The 21,304-nt window shown below is 69.1% G+C and carries 17 protein-coding genes, 1 tRNA gene and 1 other RNA gene; 1 reads left to right on the top strand and 18 read right to left on the bottom strand.

All coding sequences use genetic code 11. The annotated features are described in order from the left end of the window. Window positions 1-48 precede the first annotated feature (48 nt). Window positions 49-516 (top strand): flagellar protein FlaG, encoded by a 468-nt coding sequence (locus ACR4XJ_RS10675; RefSeq protein WP_434755203.1) that lies wholly within the window; start codon window positions 49-51, stop codon window positions 514-516. Between the two features lie 250 nt (window positions 517-766). On the opposite strand, the gene ACR4XJ_RS10670 is transcribed toward ACR4XJ_RS10675, so the two are convergent. The 18 genes from ACR4XJ_RS10670 to ACR4XJ_RS10585 form a co-directional block, all read right to left on the bottom strand. Continuing rightward, window positions 767-2,413: a flagellar hook protein FlgE gene (locus ACR4XJ_RS10670; RefSeq protein ID WP_434755202.1), complete on the bottom strand. Its 1,647-nt coding sequence runs from the start codon at window positions 2,411-2,413 to the stop codon at window positions 767-769. 66 nt (window positions 2,414-2,479) lie between these two features. Next, window positions 2,480-3,262 carry a flagellar hook assembly protein FlgD gene (locus tag ACR4XJ_RS10665; protein ID WP_434755201.1) on the bottom strand — a complete coding sequence of 261 codons (783 nt, stop codon included), beginning with the start codon at window positions 3,260-3,262 and terminating at the stop codon, window positions 2,480-2,482. Window positions 3,263-3,271: 9 nt separating this feature from the next. Further along, complete coding sequence (locus ACR4XJ_RS10660) at window positions 3,272-5,212, bottom strand: flagellar hook-length control protein FliK (RefSeq protein WP_434755200.1); 1,941 nt, start codon at window positions 5,210-5,212, stop codon at window positions 3,272-3,274. Between the two features lie 260 nt (window positions 5,213-5,472). Continuing rightward, complete coding sequence (locus ACR4XJ_RS10655; RefSeq protein WP_434755199.1) at window positions 5,473-7,038, bottom strand: glycosyltransferase family 9 protein; 1,566 nt, start codon at window positions 7,036-7,038, stop codon at window positions 5,473-5,475. Window positions 7,039-7,050: 12 nt separating this feature from the next. Then, on the bottom strand, window positions 7,051-8,937 hold the full coding sequence (locus ACR4XJ_RS10650) for a CgeB family protein (protein WP_434755198.1): 1,887 nt from the start codon (window positions 8,935-8,937) through the stop codon (window positions 7,051-7,053). 17 nt (window positions 8,938-8,954) lie between these two features. After that, complete coding sequence (locus ACR4XJ_RS10645; RefSeq protein ID WP_434755197.1) at window positions 8,955-10,100, bottom strand: FapA family protein; 1,146 nt, start codon at window positions 10,098-10,100, stop codon at window positions 8,955-8,957. 120 nt (window positions 10,101-10,220) lie between these two features. After that, window positions 10,221-10,565 (bottom strand): STAS domain-containing protein, encoded by a 345-nt coding sequence (locus ACR4XJ_RS10640; RefSeq protein WP_434755196.1) that lies wholly within the window; start codon window positions 10,563-10,565, stop codon window positions 10,221-10,223. Beyond that, window positions 10,514-10,984: an ATP-binding protein gene (locus ACR4XJ_RS10635; protein WP_434755195.1), complete on the bottom strand. Its 471-nt coding sequence runs from the start codon at window positions 10,982-10,984 to the stop codon at window positions 10,514-10,516. The genes ACR4XJ_RS10640 and ACR4XJ_RS10635 overlap by 52 nt, the downstream gene beginning before the upstream one ends. Before the next feature lie 94 nt (window positions 10,985-11,078). Then, entirely contained in the window at window positions 11,079-12,500 is a 1,422-nt protein-coding gene (locus ACR4XJ_RS10630; protein ID WP_434755194.1) for a PP2C family protein-serine/threonine phosphatase, read from the bottom strand. Further along, window positions 12,487-13,062: a D-aminoacyl-tRNA deacylase gene (locus ACR4XJ_RS10625; RefSeq protein WP_434755193.1), complete on the bottom strand. Its 576-nt coding sequence runs from the start codon at window positions 13,060-13,062 to the stop codon at window positions 12,487-12,489. Before ACR4XJ_RS10625 ends, ACR4XJ_RS10630 begins: the two co-directional genes overlap by 14 nt. A 73-nt stretch (window positions 13,063-13,135) precedes the next feature. Then, window positions 13,136-14,887, bottom strand: coding sequence for a long-chain-fatty-acid--CoA ligase (locus ACR4XJ_RS10620; RefSeq protein ID WP_434755192.1), 1,752 nt, complete (start codon window positions 14,885-14,887; stop codon window positions 13,136-13,138). A gap of 201 nt (window positions 14,888-15,088) precedes the next feature. After that, window positions 15,089-16,402, bottom strand: a complete 1,314-nt coding sequence (ispD, locus tag ACR4XJ_RS10615; protein ID WP_434755191.1) for a 2-C-methyl-D-erythritol 4-phosphate cytidylyltransferase — start codon at window positions 16,400-16,402, stop codon at window positions 15,089-15,091. 338 nt (window positions 16,403-16,740) lie between these two features. Further along, an RNA gene (gene rnpB, locus ACR4XJ_RS10610) (RNase P RNA component class A) lies at window positions 16,741-17,104 on the bottom strand. A gap of 26 nt (window positions 17,105-17,130) precedes the next feature. Beyond that, the gene (locus ACR4XJ_RS10605; RefSeq protein ID WP_434755190.1) at window positions 17,131-17,880 is read right to left on the bottom strand and encodes a zinc ribbon domain-containing protein; all 750 of its coding nucleotides are present in this window, start codon (window positions 17,878-17,880) and stop codon (window positions 17,131-17,133) included. An 18-nt stretch (window positions 17,881-17,898) separates the two neighbouring features. Continuing rightward, window positions 17,899-18,933, bottom strand: coding sequence for a Nif3-like dinuclear metal center hexameric protein (locus ACR4XJ_RS10600; RefSeq protein ID WP_434755189.1), 1,035 nt, complete (start codon window positions 18,931-18,933; stop codon window positions 17,899-17,901). Between the two features lie 190 nt (window positions 18,934-19,123). Then, window positions 19,124-19,199 (bottom strand) — tRNA-Ile (locus ACR4XJ_RS10595). Between the two features lie 147 nt (window positions 19,200-19,346). Then, on the bottom strand, window positions 19,347-20,276 hold the full coding sequence (locus tag ACR4XJ_RS10590) for an NAD(P)/FAD-dependent oxidoreductase (protein WP_434755188.1): 930 nt from the start codon (window positions 20,274-20,276) through the stop codon (window positions 19,347-19,349). A 229-nt stretch (window positions 20,277-20,505) separates the two neighbouring features. Then, complete coding sequence (locus ACR4XJ_RS10585) at window positions 20,506-21,252, bottom strand: protein phosphatase CheZ (RefSeq protein WP_434755187.1); 747 nt, start codon at window positions 21,250-21,252, stop codon at window positions 20,506-20,508. Between the last annotated feature and the right edge of the window lie 52 nt (window positions 21,253-21,304).

Below are 21,304 nucleotides of genomic sequence, written 5' to 3'. Positions count from 1 at the left end.
GGAATTTTTTGCACCCTGCCCGCCTGCCTGGAACCGCGCCCTAATCCGATGGAGAAATCTGCCGATATAGGGTGTGAGACGATGTTTCCGGGGGAGACAATGTCGCCTCGAGGAGGAACCATGATGCTGCTGGACGACATCCAGGCGGTAACGGCAGGTTCTTCCGCGGGATCGGATATGAATCGCCCCCCGGCACGCGGCCTGGCCGCCGCATCCTCATCCGCTACTTCTCCATCTCTTGCGGAACGGCAGCCGACCGGGGACGAACGACCCGCGGAAGCGGAAAACGTGGACATGCAGCAGCTTGAACGCTCGCTGAACGACCTTTCGCGCACCCTTGAAGCCAAGGGCGCAGCGCTGAAGTTCGAGATCGTGAGCGACCAGGGCGTGGTGCAGGTCGAGGTTTCCGAAAAGAACAGCAACAAGGTGCTCATGCGCATCCCGCCCGAAGGGGTGCTGCGCGTCGGCAAGGACGGCGGCATGACCATCGGCGGGCTGCTGAACCGGCAATACTAGGGCGCGGCGGCGGGTTTTTCCCACCGCCGCGCCAACCCGCCCCTTTCCCGCCCATCTCCGCTTCTTCCCACGCCTCCCGCCGGATGTTCCCCGGCCCGCGCATCGCCCGCCGCGCCGACGCGAAACATCCCGGCCTGCGCCCCTCGGGGGCAGTCCGGGATGTTGCACGGGGGGGCGCCTGGGGCGCTCCCGCCGACACGGCGCGGACGCGGGTTCGGGCCCGCGTCCGCCGGTCGATCATGATCCGCCGCTAACGCTTCATGTTCACGACGGTTTCAAGCATGGTGTCCGTTGTGGTGATGACCTTGCTGTTGGACTGGAAGCCGCGCTGGGTGGTGATCATCTGCACGAACTCGCGGGCAAGGTCCACGTTGGACTGTTCCAGCGAGTTGGAGTTGATGGACCCGTACCCGTTGGCGTTGGCCGGACCCGCCAGCGCATCGCCCGAGGCGCGCGTTTCGGAGAACAGGTTGCCCCCTTCGCGCCGCAGGTTGGTGGGGCTGGTGAAGTCGTACAGGGTGATCTGGTACAGGTCCAGGATGACCCCGTTGGAGTACCGGCCGTGCACGATGCCGTCCTGGTCCACGGTGATGTTCTGCAGGAAGCCGAAGGTGTAGCCGTCCTGCTTCTGGAAGATCATGGACGACGAGCCGCCGTAGCTGGTCATGGCCGTGGACTGCCGTTCGCCCTGCGCGCCCAGCCCGCCAAGGTCGCTGGCGTTGCTGCCGATGGCGGCGGCGCTGCTCGGCATACCGGCGGCCCACGCATTGCTGGTGTTCTTGAGGCCGAAGTTCAGTTCCATCAGGTACGGTTCGGCTTCTTCCGACACGCCGGGAGCGGTGAAGCTGGCGTTGGACACGCCCGAGAAGTTGGCCACAAGCAGCGGGTAGCCGTTGTTGGAGAAGGTGGTGGGCACCCAGTTGTTCAGGTCCTTCAGGTCGCCGGCGGCGTTGCTGGCGATGGTGAAGGCGGTCATGTCCGTCAGTTGTCCGCCAGTGTCGAAGGTCAGCGTGCCGGTCATCAGGATGCCCGCCGCCGGAGTGCCTGCGAAACTGTTGGTGTCGCCATCCACCGCGCGCTTGTCGTCCGCCGGGTTCATGGTGACCATGTATTCCCAGTAGCGCTTGCCGCTAGCCGGGTTATCCAGCGTGTCGGTGGCCACCTGGTCGAAGTAGATGGTCAGTTCATGGGCAGTGCCGCCTTCGTCATAGACCTTGATGGTGGTCTGGTAGGCGAAGCGGCTGTCGGCCAGCGGCGTAGAGGCCGAGCCGTCCCAGTTGTTGAAAAGCGAGAAGAACGGGTTGACGGAGTCGATAGACTTGTCGCCGCCGTCGCGCGCGTCGAGGTTGTGCGCAGAGGTGATGGTGGAGGTGTGCTGCGGCTCGGCCGTGAAGCCGTCGAGCTTGATGTCCTTGGGCGAACCCGCCCCCTTGATCTGCGAGGTGGTGGCGGTCACCTGCGCGGTGGAGGTGGACAGCGAGGGCCGGGCCTTTTCGATTTCCCATCCCTGCAGCACGTAGCCGTGCGGGTCCACCAGGTAGCCGTCGTTGTCGAAGCGGAAGTTGCCCGCGCGGGTGTAGTACGCGGTCTCCTGCCCCTTGGGCCGCACCTGGAAGAAGCCCTTGCCGCCGATGGCAAGGTCCGTGGCCTCGTTGGTGGTTTCAAAGGCGCCCTGGCTGAAGTCGCCGAAAATGGCGCCGATGGACACGCCGCGTCCCACCTGGCTTACCCCGGCCGCGCTGTAGACGTCCTGGTTGATGAAGTCCTGGAAGTCCATGCGCGAGCCCTTGAAGCCCACGGTGTTGACGTTGGCGATGTTGTTGCCGAGAACGTTCATCTTCTCGCCGTGGGCCAGCAGTCCCGAAACGCCGGTCCACATACTTGCCGTGACACTCATGATCGACCTCCTGTGTCCGTGGCACCCGCAGGGGGTGTTGTGTGCTTGCTGTCGTTCCGCGGGGCGCTAGCTTTCGCTGTCCGTGCCGCTGCCGGAACCGTCTCCGGAATCGTCTCCGGAATCGCCGTCGTCTCCGGAATCGCCGTCGTCCGTGTCGCCGCCGCCGCCCGTGGTGTTGGGGGCCACGATCTCGGACACGTTGCTGAAGGCGATGTGGCGGCCGTCCGCCAGGCGCAGGTAGGGTTCGCCGTCCACGTTGACCACGCCGTTGACCTGACCGGTGACCTGGGTGGTGATGTAGACGGCCTTGCCGTCCGTGCCTTCTCCGTACATGGCCACCGCGTAGATGCCGTCCGGCACGGTGGACCCCTGATAATCCTTGCCGTCCCACTGGTACGAGTAGGTGCCGGCCTGCTTGGCGCCCATGAGTTCGGTGCGCACCAGGTTCATTTCGCCGTCGTAGATGTTGATGTAGCCGTTGGCCACCTGCGCCTGCACCGTGAAGAACACCGTGCTGGTGGACGTGGCCGACTTGCTGATCTGGTAGCCGCCTGCGGTCACTTCCTTGCCGATGTAGCCCACGGCCGAGGACATCTGCTGCTGCTTGGCGCTCTCGTTCAGGTCGGTGATGCCGGTGGAGATGTTGGTAAGCTGCTCAAGGCTGGTGAACTGCGCCAGCTGGGCGACGAATTCCTTGTCGTCCATGGGGTTCAGCGGGTCCTGATGGCTCAGCTGGGCCACCAGAAGATTCAGGAACGCCTGCTTGTCCAGCGAGTCGTTCTTGGTCTTGGCGCCAAGGTAGCTGTCGAAGTCCTTCTCGGCCTGGCCGAGTACGGGGCTGGTTGCCATGGTGGACTCCTATGCGATGATGTCGAGCCCGGAGGCGGTAAGAGTTGCCGGGCGCCCGGCGGCAGCGGCTGCTGCGGCCGCGTCCACGGCCTGCGCGCCGGCGTCGTCGCCGCCCTCGCGCAGGCGGCGCAGGCGGCGGTAGCGCTCGCGCTCGGCGCTGCGGGCCTGCTGTTCCTGCCCGGCGTTGTGCTGGGCCGCGTCCTGCCAGGCCTGCGAGAACGAGTTGTCCTGCAACTGGGTCTGCACTTCCAGCCGGTCCACCTTCAGGCCCTGCTGTTCCAGCGCGGTGCGCAGCACGTGCAACTGGTCGTTGATGGCCTGCGCGGTCTCGGTGCGGTCGGGGCGGATGGTGGCCTTGACCTCTCCGTTGCGTACGGAAAGCACCACGGTCACGTTGCCCAGTTCCACCGGGTCCAGCTTCATGGTCAACTGGCGGGTGCCGTCCTGCATGGAGGTGAGGATGCCGCGCTCCAGCTGGGCCGCCGCCTGTTCGGAAAGATAGGGGGTCAGGGCCTGGCCCTGGCGCTGCGCCGCGCCCGCCGCATTGGCGGCTGCCTCGGCGGACATGCTCTGGGCCGCGCCGCTCAGGGACGGGCTGACGTCGATCCTGCGCAGCAGTTCCGCCCACGGGTCGCCGCTGCCGCCGCTGCCCGTGGAGGACCGGCCGTGCTGCTCCTGCTGCCAGGCCGAGCCCTTGCCGTCGCCCGGCTGGGAGGACGCGGCCTTGTCCAGGCCGAACGCCTGGGCCGAGGCATTGCCCTGCGCCACCTGCGCCTGCTGCCCGGCAGTGTGGCCGCCGTTGCGGCCATCGTTGCCGGTGGGCAGGTTCTGCTGCACGGATCCGGCGGCCTGCCCGGTCTGGGCGGCATGGCGGGCGTCGGCCGCCGCGCCTGCGTGTTCCTGCGTGCCGCCCCCGGTGCGCATCAGGCCCGACTGGCGGGTCTTGCCCGCGTTGGCGGACCCGCCGTCGCGGCGTTCGGCGTCCAGCGCCGGGGCCACGCCGTTGCCGTTGCCCTTGCCGGTGGCGGTTTCGCGGATCAGCACTTGGCTGCGCTGGGCGGCGCGGTCGCCGCGCCGGTCGGACTGCTCGATGCGGTCGGCAGACTTTTTGGCCGCCTGCAACACCGGGTCCAGCGCGGAGCCCAGGGCCGAGGCCAGGTTGCGGTCGGCCTGCTCGCGCGTGGCCATTTCCTGCCCTGCGGGCACCAGCACCGACTTGAGCCCGGAGGCGGTGGTGGAGATTTCCGTCTGCCCGCCGAACAGCGTCTTCATGGCGGCCAGCACTTCGGGCGACAGGCGCAGACCCTTGGCCATGGCTTCCAGTTCCGCCACGTTGACGTCGATGGCGTCGCCGTCGGTCTTGCCGGTCAGCTTGCCGCTCAGGGCCTTCCACACCGCGTCGGTGTTGCCCGCGTCCATCTGGGCCAGCATGTTGTCCGCTTCATCGGGCAGCATACCGATCTTCTGCAGGAACTGCTTGGCGTCCAGGCGCTGGTTGCCGTTCAGGACGGTGGCGGCGGCGCCGTCGGTGTCCAGGTTGGCGTAGGGGCCGTCCTTGCGCAGGGCCGAGATGACCTGGCCCAGCGAGTAGGTGCCGGGGGTGGAGGCCATCTGTGCGAGCCGTTCCAGCCTGTCGGGCGAGACGCCGCTCTTTTCCAGCTGGTTTCGCAGCGCGATGACGTCCTGGTAGGAAAGACTGATCTGGCCCGGCGCGGTGAGCACGCCGCCGTCCTCGCCCCTGCGCACCTTGCCCTTGGCTTCCGTGGCCGCGCTGGCGGCGGTGCGGAGGGCGGAGTTGCCCGCGCCGACCCCCGCTCCGAAGAAGGAGCGCGGGCTCGCCTTTTCCGCAAGCACGGACGCGAAGTCGAGGGTGCTGGCAGTGACCTTGGAGCGCCGCGTCACGTCGGACGGCGCCTTTGCGGTCTCGGGAAGGAAGGGAAAAATATGCATGCCGGGGCTCCTTGCGGCCAATGAATTACAAGGACCGTTCCAAAATTTTGTGCGGCATGATTTCAGTGGGTTACAGAACATGCGCAGGGTCCGCCCGGCAATGCCTGCCGTGCGCGGCGGCGTGCCGGGCGGGCGGCGTTTGCAATTCCTGACCATTCTTGATGGTCGCGCGGGGCGGGAAGAAGACCGTGGAGAAGGAGACGCGCCGTCTGGCCGGTGGAGCGGGGCGGCGGCAGGTGGCGGATGGGCCGGGGCGCGGATCAGGCCGTGAGGGAGGCCAGGGCCTCCACCAGGTCCAGGGCCTCGGCCCAGGCGGCGGGAGTGGCGTCGGCGTTCTGCACGGCCATGTGCAGGTACCCGGTGAGCGGGCGCAACATGGGCGGGTGGCGGTGCCAGAAGTCGGGCGGCAGCGTGGCCTGCCCGGAGCCGAGGCCGCGCAGGGCGCGGGCCAGGTCGCGGCCCAGGCCGGACAGGGCGCGGCGCAGGGCTTCGGCCAGGCGGGGGGATGCGGCGGCAAGATCGACCCAGGCCCGGCGGGCGGCGGCCTCGCCGTGCAGGCCGAGCCGCCAGGCCCAGAACGCCTTCCAGAACAGGCCGAACAGGCGGCGCGGCGCGGCTTCCGGCCCACCCCCGGGCGAGGACAGGGGAACGAGGTCGAACAGGCCCAGCGCGTCGCGCCCGGTGCGCAGCAGTTCCAGCCCCGGCAGGCGCAGCCGGGCAAGGCGCGAGGCGGGGGACAGCGCGGGGGCCGCGTCCTGCTCGCGCAGCAGCGCGTGCGCCAGCGAGGCCACCCGGACCGGGTCGAACCTGTCGCGGCAGAGCACGGATGGCTGGGTGCACCGCCAGCACCCCACGCAACTGATGGTGGCGCGCAGCACGTGGTGGCCGGGGGGGAAGGGGGCGGTTTCCCAGGCGTTCACCGGTCCCATGGACAGGTTCAGGGTGGGGGTCTGGGTCCAGGCGGCCACGTGCATGGGGCCGGTGTCCGGCGTGACCAGCAGGCGCAGCGAGCGGGTGAAGGCCACCAGTTCCGGCAGGGTGAAGCGGCCGCACAGGTTCAGGGCCGGGGTGCCCGCGCGGCGGGCCACGTCGGCGCCCAGCGCGGCTTCCGCCGGGCCGCCCAGCAGCACCGGCTTCAGCCCGCGCCGCAGCAGGTCGCGGGCCAGCGTGGCCCAGAATGGCGCGCCGGGGTGCTTTTCCGGCTCGCTGGCCCCCAGGAACAGCCCCACGCGCTGCGGGTCGCGCCCCTGGTGTTGTGGGGCGGGCCAGTCGGTGGACCGCAGGCGGCTGGCTGGCACGCAGTCCAGCGCGTTCAGGTCGGCCCAGTGGAACTGGTTGTGCCGGTTGTTGTGCACCAGCGAGGTGCGGTACAGTTGCCAGCGCCCGTGCACGTAGGTGGTCCGGCCGCCGCCCGCGCCTGTTCCCGGCCCCGCTCCTTCGCCCGTTCCTTCACCGGTCTGGCGCGGGCCGAAATGGGCGTCGGCCCGCAACTGCCCGGCCAGCGCGGCGGCCTCGGGCCGGTGGCTGAGATTGATCACCAGATGGTAACGGTGCTGGCGCAGCCGGTGGGCTGCGGCGTAGGGAAAGAAGACCGCTTCCGGCCCGATGGGCATGAGCCCTTGGAAGAATTTTTCCTCGCCCACCACCCACAGCGGGCGGCGCGGGTGTTCCGCCCGCAGCCAGGCCAGCAGCGGAAAGGTCAGCACCAGGTCGCCCATGCGCTGCATCTGCAACACCAGAATGGGAGCGTCGTCCGGCCCTGAAGTGTTGTCCGTCACGGACGCGGCGGGCGGCGGGGTGATGAGGGGCGTGGGAGCGGCGGTCATGACGTGGGACGGCTATCCGGCGCGGGCCGGGCCGAAGATGCGGCGCATGTGGTCCAGCAGCGCCCGCAGCCGGTGTTCGTAGGTGTGTTCGGCAAGGATGCGCCTGCGCGCGGCGGCCACCACGCGGGCACGCTCTTCCGGGTGGTCCAGGTAGCGGCGCAGCAGGCCGTCGGCCTCTTCCGGCTCCGCGTAGCAGACCACCTCGCGGCCCGGCTCGAACAGGTTTTCGATCTGGTCGCGCCAGTCGGTGAGCACGAACGACCCGGTGGCGGGCACGTCGAACACCCGCTGGTTCACCGCGCCCTTCATCTGCTTGCTGGTGCAGTTGAAGTTGATATCCGACAGGGGATAGAACGCGGGCAGTTCACTGTAATAGTTGATTTCCGGATGCAGCCGCCAGCCTGCGGGCGCGGTGCGGAACACCTTGCGCCAGCCTTTGTCGCCCACGATGAGCGGGGCGAAGGGCAGGGTGCGCGCCACGCAGGCGGCGCGGTACTGGCGGGTGGCCTCCCACGTCAGCATGGTCTCGTAGGACAGGCGGCGCTCGGCGTCTTCCAGCCCGTCCAGCCCCCCCAGCCCGTCGTACACGGCGGCCAGTTGCGGCTGGTGCGCCCGCAGGTAGGCCCCCACGGACCGCTCGCCGTGCGCGCCGAAGCCCGCCGCCACCTCGCGGTACGAGCGCAGCAGGGCAGCGGGCAGTTTGCCCGCCTTCATGCGGTGGGCCACCTTGTAGACCATGGAATTGCCCACGAACGACACCCGCGCCCGCCACGGATGGCTGGCGGGCAGCGGCGACGCGGGAGGGGCGAAGCGCACCGGGTCCGTGCCCAGGGGCAGGTAGGCCACGTGCTCGAAGCCCAGGTCGCGCAGCGAGGGCAGGTTATCCGCGTCCCAGGTGAAGATGGCCGTCCACGGGCTGACGATGCGCCGGTACAGGTAGAGGATCAGGTGCGGGTTGTCCACGAACCACGAGGCCAGGGGCAGGCGCAGCTTTTCCAGCAGATCGGTCAGCACGCCTTCGCGGTCCACGCCCAGGTGGTTGATGGTGAAGGCGAAGTCGGGCCGGAATTCCACCACGGCGCGCAGCAGCTTTTCCACGAACTCGCCCCGGCCCACCTCGTCGTCGTCCAGGGTGAGCAGGTGATGCGGCACGCCCAGGCGCTGGCAGGCGGTGACGATCTCGCCCATCAGGAAATACTGGCTGGTGATCAGCAGCACGCGCGGCAGGGCGGCCGGGTCCGCGAATTTCGGGTAGGCGGCCCGTTCCCAGAAGTTGAAGCGGGCGCTGGCGGAGAGCACGTCGCGCAGCCGGGCGTAATGGGCGCGGTCCAGCCGCAGGTAGAAGGGGTGAGGCAGGGGCAGCAGTTGCAGGCCGCCGTTTTCGTACTGCCAGCGGGTGAGCGTGCGCAGGGCCGCGTCCGCGTCGTCGTCGGTCACCCACAGGATGCGCTCGGCGGCGGTGGCGTCGGCATGGCGTTCGCGCAGGCGGGTGGCGGCAAGGATTTCCGTGGATCGGTCCACCACGGCCACGGGGCCGGGGTGCAGTTCCAGCAGGCGGGCCAGGGCCGCGCCGGTGCCCGCGCCCAGGAGAACGGGCAGGACTGGCAGGACTGACAGGACGGGCGGGACTGCCTGCGCGGACTGGCCGGGCGCGGCGGACCGGGCTTCCGCCAGAAGTTTCTCGTAGGGGGCCAGCAGGGCCAGTTCGCGCGCCGGACCGCCAGCACCCAGCATGGGCATTGTGCGGCCGTCCACGGTCACTTCCACGTCGGCCACGCCAGCGCCGGCCACGTCAGCGTCGGCCACCCCCGTGCCGGGGACGGATTGGAACGGCACGGCCCGCGCCGCGATCTTCGGGCGGGGCGCGGCCTCGCGTGGGGTTTCGTCAACTGGCGGCATGGTCGGTGAGCGGTCCGTCAGCGGGTGGCGTGGGCCTGGGCTGGAGTCAGGGCGGGCGATTCCACCGCCAGTTCGCCGTCGCGCAGCACGATGCGCACGTCGCGCAACTCCTCGCGCACTTCCATCCACGATTCCTCGATGGAAATCTCCACGCCCGGCATGATCCGTCCCGGCACCACCAGTCGGCAGCGTTCGGCGATGGGGCCGCCGCGCTTCAGGTCTTCCCACAGCGCGGCGCGCTGGCGCAGCAGGCGGTCCATCTTCTTCAGCGCGGCCTCCAGGCGGCGCACCGGCTCCTCCTTGCCCGCCGGGGTGTCGGCGGCCACGGCCTCGTAATGGATGATGCGCTGGCGAAGGTCGCGGATGTTTTCCTCCAGCCGGGTGATCTTGCGGAACTTGAACGGGTCGTAGCCCAGGTTGACCTTGGTGGGGGTGCCCTGCGCGCCGCCCAACTGGTTTTCGATGTACACCAGGCCCGCGCCGTGCACCGTGCCGCCCTGCACGCGGTCCTTCACGACGAGATTCGCCCCGGCGTAGATGCGGCAGTGCAGGGCGAAGCGTTCGATGTACATGTTGCCGTGCGAGCGCAACTCCGCGTTTTCGGCAAAGGGCACGCGCAGGGTGTCGCCCGCGTCCAGCAGGCAGCCCTTGCCGCCCTTGATGCCGCTTTCGCAGGCTATGGCGCCCCGGGCGCGCACCACCGCGCCTTCCACCACGCCCTTGATCAGGATGTTGTCGGCCTGGATCTCGAAGCCGGGCTTCACGTCGGCATGGGCGGCAAGGTCGCCCACGAAGAAGATGTTGCCGGTGTGGAAGTCCACGTCGCGGCGCACGTTGAGCATCTTCTTCACCGTGATCAGCCCGTCGTGGTAGAACACGTACCCGTTGGCGTCGGCCAGCACCCGCGTGGGCGCGGCGGGGTCCACCGCGCAGTTGGGACCGCAGGGCAGTTCCTTGGGCGCGGCGTCGTACACGTAGCGCGGGTCCGGCGGGCCTTCGCCCGCCTCCTCCAGCGGCACCAGTTCCGCCAGCACCTGCCCCTTCACCACGTTCTGGACGTAGCCGAGGTTGTAGCGGTCGATGTTGCCGGCATCGTCCGCTTTGGGCTTCAGGTGCATGTAATCGAAGTCGGGTTCGAAATGGTGGCGCAGGTAATATGGCATGGGCGCTCTCCGTGGGCTGTGCCTGCGGCGTCGCGTGGCGCGCCGCGTATCCGGACTGCGGGCGAGGGATGGCGTGTTCTTGCGGTTGCCGTGCCGCACCCTGCCCCTGTGGCAGGGGCGCTAATCGGGCAGCAGGGCCAGCAAATCCTCCTCGTCGCCGAGGATGGGAAAGAATCCGGTGAGTTGCGCCGTTTCCATGGTGTGCACCGCCTCCGGCGTGGGCCGGTACAGCAGCAGGCGGCGGCCCATGGAGCGCGCCTTGGTGCTGGCGGCCACCAGCGTGCCCAGTCCCGAGCTGTCCATGAACGACACGGCGCCAAGGTCCAGCACCACGTCGGACACGCCCTTGCGGGCGAACAGCCGTTCCAGTTCGTTGCGAACCTCGGTGGCGTTGGCCAGGGTCAGTTCGCCTGTCAGCGCCGCGACAAGGATGTTTCCGTGATCGTCAAGCTCGAGGTGCGCCATTGTTCCTCCGGGATGGCCAATTGCAGATGCAGGGTGTTGCCGTCCGGGCCGGTTTCACCCGTCACGGCATCGCACAGGCAGGCGATGATGCGCAAGCCCCGTCCGGACGTGGCTTCGGGAGCCGCTCCGGGCGTCTCGGGCGGGGGCAGCGGGCATGCCGCGCAGCCGCGCCCCCAGTCGGTGACGGCCAGCGCCATGCCCACGCGCGGGTTCACCGTAAGGCGCACCCGCAGCGGACCGGGCTGCCCCGCCGGGTAGGCGTGGCGCACCACGTTGGCGCAGGCCTCGGCCGTGACCAGTTCCAGCGGGTGCACCAGCACGGGGGTGGCCAGGTAGGCGGCCATGGTGCCGGCGATGCCGCGCACGAAGGGGCGGTAGGTTTCGCGCAGGGCGGTGGTGGAGAATTCGTAGCTGTGCATGACGCGTATACCCGTCGATGAAGGTGGCCGCGTAGGGCGTCCGGCCTGTCGGGATCAGTTCTGGCTGGTCCGGGTCAGTCCGGGTCAGTCCGAGTCAGTCCGGATCAGTCGGTTTTGTCCGTTGGCCTGCGATGGGGCCATCGCGGCGTATCCACAGGGCGGTGACATCGTCGCGGAAGGGCGGCGTGCCGCCCGCCGCCTCGCGCAGGGCCGCCTCCATGGCCGCCAGCACGTCGCTGCCCGCGCGCAGGCAGGGTTCGGTCATCTCCATGAACCGCTCCGGGCCAAGGCGCGCCCCGCCGCGCACGGTCCAGTCGTGCAGGCCGTCGGTGAACAGCAGCAACTGGCTGCCGGGCGGGAAGGGGCGCATCTCCGCCGCGAAATCGGCGCTGAAGAACCCCAGCAGCGGCGCGTTGGAGGGCAGGCGGGTCACCGTGCCGTCGCGGCCGCGCAGCAGGGCGGGACAGTGCCCGGCGTTGACGTATTCCAGAGTGCCCGCCCCGAAGTCGATGTCACCCGCGAACAGGGTGACGAAGTCCGGTTCGCCGCCGATGATGTCCACCAGATGCCGGTTGATGCGGCGCACGGTCTCGGTCAGCGGCTGGGGGGGCATGCCGTCGGCATGGCGGGCGGCCGCGCCGTCGTTCTGGGCGCGCACCAGGGTGCGCACGATGCTCATGAGGAAGGCGGCGCGGGCTCCGTGCCCGGACACGTCGGCGATGACCACCCGCAACACCGGGCCATCCCCTGCATCGGGAGCGTGGGGGGCATGGGGTACGGTGGGGACGGCCTCCGCCCCGGCGCGCGGCGGCAGCAGGAAATAGTCGAAGTAGTCTCCGCTGGCGTCGCCGGACGGGAGGTACAGGCTTTCCACGTGCAGGCCCGGCAGGTACGGCGAGGACGAGGGCAGAAGGCGCATCTGCAACTCGGCCACCCGGGCCATCTCGCGGGTCAGGCGGTCGGAATAGGCGCGCAGGCGGCGGGCCATGCGGGCCTGGCGGGCGCCCACGGCCACGCGGGCATCCAGTTCCAGCGGTTCCAGCGGCAGGCGCAGGGCGTCGTTGGCGCCCAGGGCCAGGGCTTCGGCCCGCAGGTCGTGGTCCTCCGGCTCGGTGAGCACGATGAGGAACACGTCCTCGTCTCCCCGCTCGGCACGGACGGCGCGCACCAGATCGAGCACGGGGCGGTGGTCGCCCGCATGCGCGGCATGCACGGCGGGAGGCGGGGCGGAATCGTAGGGCGGCGGCGGAGGCGGCGTGACGGCGGGTGGCGCCGTGTCCGGCCTGTCGGGGCTGTCTGGCCAGTTCGGGCTGTCCAGCCTGTCTGGGCGTGCCGGGTCGGGCAGTAGGGCGTCGATGACCACCACGTGGGGGTGCCGCGCGGCGTGCAGGTCCAGCGCCTCGGCCAGGGTGGCGGCGCGCAGCACGGTGCGGCCGGCGCCGGGCAGGCGGCGCAGCGCCTCGCGCGTCAGCGGGGAGGGCGCGGCGATGAGAAGGGTGATGTCATCCGCCGCCATGGGGTGGTCGCCGCTCCGGAAAGAGGTCGTCGTCGCTCAACCAGATGGTCACCGGCCCCCAGTTGACGAGGGACACGTCCATGTCGGCCGCGAAGATGCCACAGCGTACCCGCCCCGGCAGGCGTGCGTCAATATCGGCGGTCAGTTGGTCGAAAAGCCGTGCGGCCACGGCGGGCGGCGCGGCGGAGGAAAACGACGGGCGGCGGCCCTTGCGGCAGTCGGCGTGCAGGGTGAACTGGGGCACCAGCAGCAGTTCGCCCAAGGACGCGCCCGGAATGGCGGCGATCCCACCCGGAATGACGCCGGTCCCGCCCGCGCCGCGCATGTCCTGCGGCACGGTCCATTCACGCAGGCCCACGTTCATCTTTCCCGCGTCGTCGGGAAACACGCGCAGGTCCAGCAGCTTGTCGATCATGCCCGCCCAGCGGGGCTCGCCGGGCAGCGCGCCGGTGTCGCGCGGGCCGAAGCCCGCCAGCACCACCAGCCCCGGCCCGATGGCGGCCACGGTTTCTCCGCCCACCGCCACCGATCCCCGGCGCGCCCGTTGCAACAGCAGTCGCATGGCCGTTTCCTTTGACGTGGGTGCCGTGGCCGGGCCGGGTCGCGGGCCTCTGTCCGCCGCGCGGCGGACGGGCCTACTGCGCCCCGTCCTCGTCCGAAGCGGCGGTGTCCGCCGGTGACGCGGCCAGTTCCGCCTTCAGCTTTTCTTCTTCCTCGGCGCGCAGGATGCGGCGCAGCACCTTGCCCACCACGGTCTTGGGCAGGTCGTCGCGGAATTCCACCTGCTTGGGCACCTTGTAGCTGGCCAGCTTTTCGCGGCAGTGGACCACCACCTCGGCCTTGGTCAGCTTTTCGCCGGGCTTCACCACCACGAAGGCCTTGATGATCTCGCCGCGCGTGGGGTGGGGCACGCCCACGGTCACCGCTTCCTTGACCCTGGGGTGCTCGTGCAGCACCTCGTCGATCTCGCGCGGGTAGACGTTGTAGCCGCCCACCAGGAACATGTCCTTCTTGCGGTCCACGATGCTGAAGTAGCCGTCCTCGTCCATGGTGGCGATGTCGCCGGTGTACAGCCAGCCATTGCGCAGGGTGTTGGCGGTTTCGTCCGGGCGGTTCCAGTAACCCTTCATGACCTGCGGGCCACGGATGATCAGTTCGCCCACCTTGCCCGCGGGCAGCGGCACCAGGCCCACTTCCATGTCCACGATGCGCGCCTCGGTGTCCGGGAAGGGGATGCCGATGGAGCCGGGCTTGCTCACCCCGTGGATGGGGTTCAGGTGGGTGACCGGCGATGCCTCGGTCAGGCCGAAGCCCTCGATGACCTGCGCGCCGGTGAGTTCCCTGAAACGCTTGATGTGCTCCACCGGCATGGGCGCGGAGCCCGAGATGCAGTAGCGGATGGAGGTCAGGTCGTAGTCGCCCACCTCCTTCTGCTGCATCAGCGAGATGTAGATGGAGGGCGCGCCGGGGAAGATGGTGGGCTTGTGCTTCTGGATGCCCACCAGCACGTCGCGCGGAACGTAGCGCGGGAAGGGCACGACGGTGGCCGAAAGGGCCGTGGGCAGGGTGAGGCAGGTGGTCAGCCCGTAGACATGGAAGTAGGGCATCAGGCCCAGGAAACAGTGGTCCATGTGGCAGGCGTCGCCAAGGATGGTGGTGATCTGCTGCACGTTCACCGACATGTTGTGGTGCGTCAGCATGACCCCCTTGGAAATGCCGGTGGTGCCGCCGGTGTACTGCAACACGGCCAGGTCGTCGGTGGGGTTGCACGTGGTGGTGGAATAGCGGGCCTTGCCCTTAAGCAGGGTTTTCCACGGCAGCACGTGCCTGCCGTCGAAGGGCAGGTCGCGCCAGGTGCCCTCGCGCTTGGCCTTGAAGGCGTACAGCAGGTTGAGCGGAAAGGCCAACCCGTCGCCGATGCGGGTGAGGAAGTACTTGTCGATGCCCAGCCTGTCGCGCAGGGGTTCGATCTTGGGCCACACCAGGTCGAGGGCGATCATGAACCGCGCGCCGGAATCGTGGATCTGGTGGACCAGTTCCTTTTCCATGTACAGCGGGTTGGTCATCACCACCACGCCGCCCGCCTTCAGCACCGCCCAGAAGGCGATAACCGTCTGCGGCAGGTTGGGCAGCATGATCGACACCTTGTCGCCGCGCCGCACGCCCTGGGCGCGCAGGTTGGCGGCCATGACCTCCGCCAGTTGGCGGAGTTTGGCGTAGCTGATGCGGTAGTTGCGGAAGGCGATGGCCGTGCGGCGGGGAGTGCGTTCCGCCGCCCTGTCCAGCAGGGTGAACAGCGGATAGGTTTCGTAGCTGATGTGGGCGGGGACGCCCGCGTCGTAGCTGGCCAGCCAGGGGAAATCGGCGGAGGTGTTGGGTTCGGTCATACGTGGTGGCGGACCGTGGCCGCCACGTCATTCCGCGCGTTCCGCCCGGCCCGTCACGGCAGGTACGGCGCACGGGCGCTGGCGCAGGCCCGTATTGTTCGTGTGTTCAAGGGGATGGAAGGCAAACCTTCGGGTTTGTACTATGTGGCCCGCGCCCGCGCAAGCCCCATGGGCAGGGCGGGGATGCCGTGTGTGCGGGCGTCAGGCGCTGCCGGTGGGGCCTGTGCCCCCGGCGTCTCCGGCGTCTCCGCCATTGCTGGAATCACCGGGGCGTCCGGCCCGCACGGGCCGCAGGCCGGTGACGGCGGCCACGGCCTTCAGGCCCTTCTTCTCGCCGGTGAAGCCCAGCTTTTCCTCGGTGGTGGCCTTCACGTTCACCATGGTCTCGTCCAGCGCCAGCAGGCGGCAGATGTTGCGGCGGATCTGCTCGCGCCACGGGGCCAGCCGGGGCACCTGCGCGATGATGGTCAGGTCCACGTTGGTGATCTCAAGCCCCGCCGCGCGCGTCAGGCGCAGCACCTCGTCCAGCAGCACGGCGGAGTTGGCGTTGTCCAGCGCAGCGTTGGTATCCGGGAAGTGCTGGCCGATGTCGCCGCCCCCGACGCATCCCAGCAGGGCATCGGTGAGGGCGTGCAGCAGCACGTCGCCGTCGGAATGGGCCACCACCTCCGGCCCGCCGGGAATGGGCACGCCGCCCAGTTTCATGGGGCGGGCGGGGCGGCCGGTGTCTTCCTGCCGCGCGTAGCGGTGCACGTCGTAGCCCCAGCCGGTGCAGGGGATCAGGCGGGCCTGCCCCTTGCGCGCGTCCCACGGGTCGCGGGCGGTGTCGTCGTCCAGCATGGCCAGGTCCTCCGGCGTGGTGATCTTGGCGTTGGCGGCCTCTCCGGCCACCATGTGTACGGGCAGGCCGCAACGTTCCAGCAGGGCCGCGTCGTCGGTGACGGTCCAGCCTTCGGCGTGGGCGCGCTCGTGGGCCTGCCGCAGCGGGGTCAGGGCGAAGCCCTGCGGGGTCTGCACCGCCACCAGCCCGGACCTGTCCGGGGTATGGGTGACCAGGCCGTGTTCCGTTTGTTTGATGGTGTCCGTCACCGCGACGCCCGGCACCACGCCCGGCGCGCCTGCGGCCAGCGCGTCGAGCACCGCGTTGGACAGCGCGGCCGTGGCGAACGGGCGGGCCGCGTCGTGCACCAGTACCGCATCACATTCACGCGGCAGGGCCGCAAGACCCGCCGCCACCGAATCCTGCCGCAGCGCGCCGCCCGCCACCGCCCGCCACGGCACGCCCAGCGCGCGCCCCGCGTCCAGCGCCGTCAGGCGTTCCCGCTCGGCCTCCAGCCTGTCCTGCGGGAACACGAAGACCAGCCCGCGCACCCGCGCCACCGACGCGAACGTCCGCGCCGAGCGCCAGTACAGCGGCGCGCCCCGGTGATCGATGAACTGCTTGGCCGTGGTCAGCCCGGCCGACGCCAGCCGGGTGCCGCTGCCCGCCGCGAGAACGATGGCCCATGCGTGCATGTGCGGTCCTTTGGGGAAAAAGAATGAAGAACAGAAAAGATACGGGGGGAAGGGGGCTTTGCGCTTTGCGGTCGCCATCTGTAAGCCTCACGCTTCGCGTTCGGCTAACAGCTGCCGCAAAGCCCCCTTCCCCCGTACCCCCCTCCCGCAAACTTTTTAATTGGGGGTAGGGAGGTGAGGCAGTGGTTTTTGCACGTGCCGTGTCTTTCCGTCGATTCCGGGCCAAAAAGAAGCCCCCAAATGAAAAGTTTTGGGGAAGGAAGGAGGGGGTCCGGGGGAGGGAGGAAGGGACTTTTTTAAAAGTCCCTTCCTCCCTCCCCCGTAATCGCCTTTTTAACTTCGGGAGTCGGACTGTAAGCCGGGTTCTGTACCCTTGCGGGCGGCTGTCATTCCTCTAGGAGCGCCGTTGCCGACGCCCTCAAGCAACCGACCCGGAAGCATCGGCCGGGCAGGCCTCGAACGCTTCCCTATTTGGTCTTGCTCCGGACGGGGGTTACCGAGCCTGGCGCGTCGCCGCGCCAGCTGGTGGGCTCTTACCCCACCGTTTCACCCTTACCCGGCAGGCGAGCCTGCCGGGCGGTCTGCTTTCTGTGGCCCTGTCCGACGATCACTCGTCCTGGGGGTTACCCAGCGTCCTGCCCTGCGGAGCCCGGACTTTCCTCCCCGGGCCTTGCGGCCCGCGGCGACAGCCCGTCCGGCTCCCGAAAGTGGATGCGCGGCGTCCCGGCCTATTCGGCGGCCGGGGTTTCCACGCAGAAGTGTTCGCTCCAGTAGATGAGGCGTTGGCAGTTGGGGCAACTGAGGATCTGGTGGCCCTTCTGCAACTCGATGTAGCTCTGCGGCGGGATGGCGATGTGGCAGCCGGAGCACACGCCCTTGTCCACGGGCACGATGACCGGGTTTTCCAGCCGCTGGCGGATGAACTCGTACCGGCTCAGCACGGGCGGGGGCACTTCCTTGCCCGCGGCGCTGCGCTGGGATTCCAGGTCGGCCAGGCCCGCGCCCGCTTCGGCCAGGCGTGCGTCCAGGCTGGCCTTTTTGGTTTCCAGGTCGGCCTTGAGGGCGGTGTAGCGCTCGTCCATTTCGGCCATGGCCTCGGTCTGGCGCTGAAGTTCCTCGGCCAGGGCGAGCTTTTCCTCTTCGCGCGAGCGGTTCATCTTTTCCATGTTGTCCATTTCGCGCATCATGGCGTGGTATTCCTTGGTGTTCCCCACGAGCATGAGCTTGGACTTGCTCTTCTTGATGCGCAGGGAATCGTCCTCGATCTCGGTGCCGAGGCGCTTTTCCTGCTCCTTCAGGTGGGTCAGCTTGTCGAGGAGGCGGTTGCGCTGTTCCTCCAGGACGTCGAAGCGCTGCTGCAACCCTTCCACTTCCTGCGGCGCGTTCTTGAGCTCCGCCTTGATGCCGTAGATGTGGTCGTCCACCTTCTGCAGGGCGACAAGCTGTTCGATCTGCTTGAGATAGAGGCTCAACGTCATATCCTCCTGAAATGCGGGTTAGGCCGGATGTTCCGGAACGCGGCCGCCGCCCGTGCCCGTGGGCGAGGCGGGCAGGTGCAGCCGCAATGGATCGCTGGATGGCAGGAAATGCACGGGCAGGCCGGGCAGCGCGGCGCGCAGGCCGTCGGCGAAGCGGCGCATCATTTCCTCTTCAAGGGCGAAGTGCCCCACGTCGAGCAGGCAGCCACGGGCTTCCAGCGCGGTGTGGTACTTCACGTCGCCGGTGACGAACACGTCGGCCCCGAGGGCGAAGGCGGCATCGGCCAGCGAACTGCCGGAACCGGTGCAGTAGCCCACCCGGCGCACCATGGTGGGGACGGGGCCGCTGACGTGGCAGTGGGCCCGCCCGGAAAGCTCGTGCAGCCTGCGGGCAAAGGCCGGAAATTCGATGGGTTCGGGCAGGTCGCCCACCAAGCCGAAACCGAAGACCTGCGCGGGCAGTTCCGGCTCGGCGGGCAGGAAGGCCGGGGCGGCGTCCTTCGGGGCTTCGGACACGATGGCCGCGCGGATGGCGGGCCAGGCGGCGGCCTCGCAACTGAGCACGGCGGCGGAGCCCAGCACCCGGCAGGCCAGCACGCCGGGCAGGCTGACCCAGCGCGGGGAGGGCGCACCGGCGGCCACGATGCACCGGGTCACGCGCTCCTGGCGCAGGGTGGGTTCCAGCACCACGGGCGATGCCAGCGAAAGTTCACGGGCCAGCCAGCCCACGGGGCCTTCGGGGTTGGCGTCCAGCGAGGTGTGCGCGGCGTACAGCCATGCCCCGCGCGCCAGCACGGCCGAGGCCACGGCGTGGTGGTCGTCCAGCGTGTCCAGCGCGCGCGGCGTCATGACCAGCGGATGGTGGGAAAGAATGACGTCCGCGCCAAGGTCCAGGGCGGCGGCGACGGCGGCGGGGGTGGGGTCGAGGCAAACGGCCAGGGCCGTGGCCTCGGCGTCGTGCCCGGCCACCTGCATGCCCGACCTGTCCCACTGGGCGGCGGAGGCCGGAACCGCCGTTTTTTCAATAATGTTAATTATTTCAGATCGTTTCATGCATCTTCCCCAAGCAAAGAGGGTGCTTCGCCGGATGAACGCGGCGCAAGCACCCTCGAAGCGGCAAGGCGTGGTTCCGGAATTGGTGCTGCTCCAATGTCCGCGTTCCTGTCCCGTTGCTCTGTTGGCGGCAGGGGGCACTGGCAGTGCCCCCTGCCGGGGCGGCGCGTGCGCCTGTCCGGGAAAGATTTGGTGGGCCTAGCGTGACTCGAACACGCAACAAACCGGTTATGAGCCGGGGGCTCTGCCAATTGAGCTATAGGCCCACGCGCATCCGGACCGGCCCGGCCCGTCGTCCGAATCCGACGCCCGGAATGCTGCCCGGTGAGCCGAATCTGATACGCCCCGGCGGTGCGGCTGTCAAGCCGGGCGCCCGCAGGGCTGCCGGCAGGCCCGCCCACAGGATCGCCGGGCTACCCGGCCTTCTTCACGCCGCACTGCTCCTTGGCGAAGGCGATGGCCGAACGGGCCGCCTTGGCCCCTTCGCCCACGGCCACGCCGATCTGAAGAAAGCCGCCGGTGCAGTCGCCCGCCGCGAAGACGCCGGGGATGTTGGTGCGCTGCTCGTCGTCGGCCATCAGGAACACGCCCTTGCGCTCCACGCCCAGCGAGTAGGCGAAGTCCAGGGACGAGGCCTCGCCCATGGCCACGAACAGGCCGTCCAGCGCCTGTTCCGCGCCGTCGGCGAACACCACGCGCTCAAGGCCGTTGTCCCCGGCCAGGCGCGCTATCTTGCGGGTGTCCACGGCGATGCCCGCGTCGGCCAGGCGCTGCTGGAAGTCGGGGGTGAGCGCGGGCTCCTTGCCCTGGGTGCAGATGCACACGTGGGGGGTGTACTGGGTCAGTTCCAGGGCCTGGTTGGCCGCGAAGATGCCCTCGCCCAGCACCAGCACCTGCTTGCCGCGATAAAAGAACCCGTCGCAACTCACGCAGTAGGACACGCCCTTGCCCTCGTAGTCGCCCAGGTTGTCGATGCCGGGGCGCACGCGGGCAACGCCCGTGGCCAGCACCACGGCGCAGGCGTCGTATGCGCCCTTGTCGGTCTTGACGTGGAAGCCGCCGGCGTCGCCATGGTGCACGGCCAGCACGCGCTCTTCGCGCAGTTGCGCGCCGAAGCGTTCTGCTTGCCTGCGGCCGCGCTCGATGAGGTCACGGCCGGAGATGGTCTCGTCGAAGCCGAAGTAATTGTCGATCTCGTAGTCGCCCGCCACCTTGGGGGCGCTGCCCAGCACCAGCGTGGGAATGCCCGCGCGGGCGGTGTAGATGGCGGCGGAAAGCCCGGCCGGGCCGGAGCCGATGATCACCAGGGGGGTGGAGGCGGATGCTGCGGCGGAAGCGGACATGGCATCTCCGTGAGGAAAGGCGCGGGCGGCGCGGCCGTGCGTCTGTTGCGGTTTCCGGAGCGGCGCGCGGGACTGCGGGAGAGGGGGGACCGCCCGCGCATGGCGCGCCGAATCAGAAAGTAGGCAGTCCGAAGCGGCTGGCAAGGGGGCGTTCGGAGAGGCCGCGACTCCCGCCGCCCCGCCGCCCGGCCGTCTGCATCCCCCGCGCACCCGGCAGGCTCTTGCGGTCCTACAGCCCGAGCTGGGCCAGCAGGTCGTCCACGTTTTCCTGCGAGACGCCGCGCTGCGGCCCCTTCAGTTCGGAGACCACCTGGCGGGTTTCCGCCTCGATCTGCGAGATGTCTTTTTCCGGGGTTTCCTCGCGCGCGCGGATCAGCAGGCCGGTGGACAGGTAGAGCTCCACCACCGTGCTTTCGATGGTGCGCAGGGCCTCGATGATCTTCTTGATGCGTTGGCCGGTCAGGTCCTGGAAGCCGAGGGTGGTCAGGATTTCCACCAGCCCTTCGCCCAGTTCGGCGTTGATCTGCGCCATGCGCTCCAGGGCGCGCTCCACGCCCGCCCCGGCGCGGACGGCCTCCAGCAGCACGGCCGCCTCCTTCTGGCGTTCGATCTGCACTTCCACCACGTCCATGATCGATTCGGTGGCTTCCTGCGTGGTGACCAGGATTTCGTCCAACTGGCGCGAGGCCTCGTTGAACAGGCGGTCGGCGTCCTCGCGCTGCACGGGCTGGGCGTCTTCGGGCGCTTCCTGCGCGCCGGGCTTCGCGGCGGTGGAGATTTCGCGGTAGATGGTTTGCAGGCCCCCGCGCATGTCGTCGCTGATGCGGCGGTAGAATTCGCTTTCCACCAGGGCGCGGGTGAGGTTGGTGGTGAGTTCCCGCTCGATGGTGGCGGAAAGCACGTCGCGGATGTTGACGACGAGGTTGTTCGTCACGCGTTCCATCACGTTTTCGAGCAGTTCTTCCTGCGTGACCATGCTGCGCTCCTGCTGGTGGTGTGTGCGCCACGGGATGGCGGCGTGCGGACGG

It is taken from the genome of Nitratidesulfovibrio sp. D1, assembly GCF_051133415.1.
GTDB lineage: Bacteria > Desulfobacterota > Desulfovibrionia > Desulfovibrionales > Desulfovibrionaceae > Cupidesulfovibrio.
The sequence above is the reverse complement of the archived record's forward strand: the minus strand, read 5'-3'. Positions and strand labels throughout refer to the sequence as shown.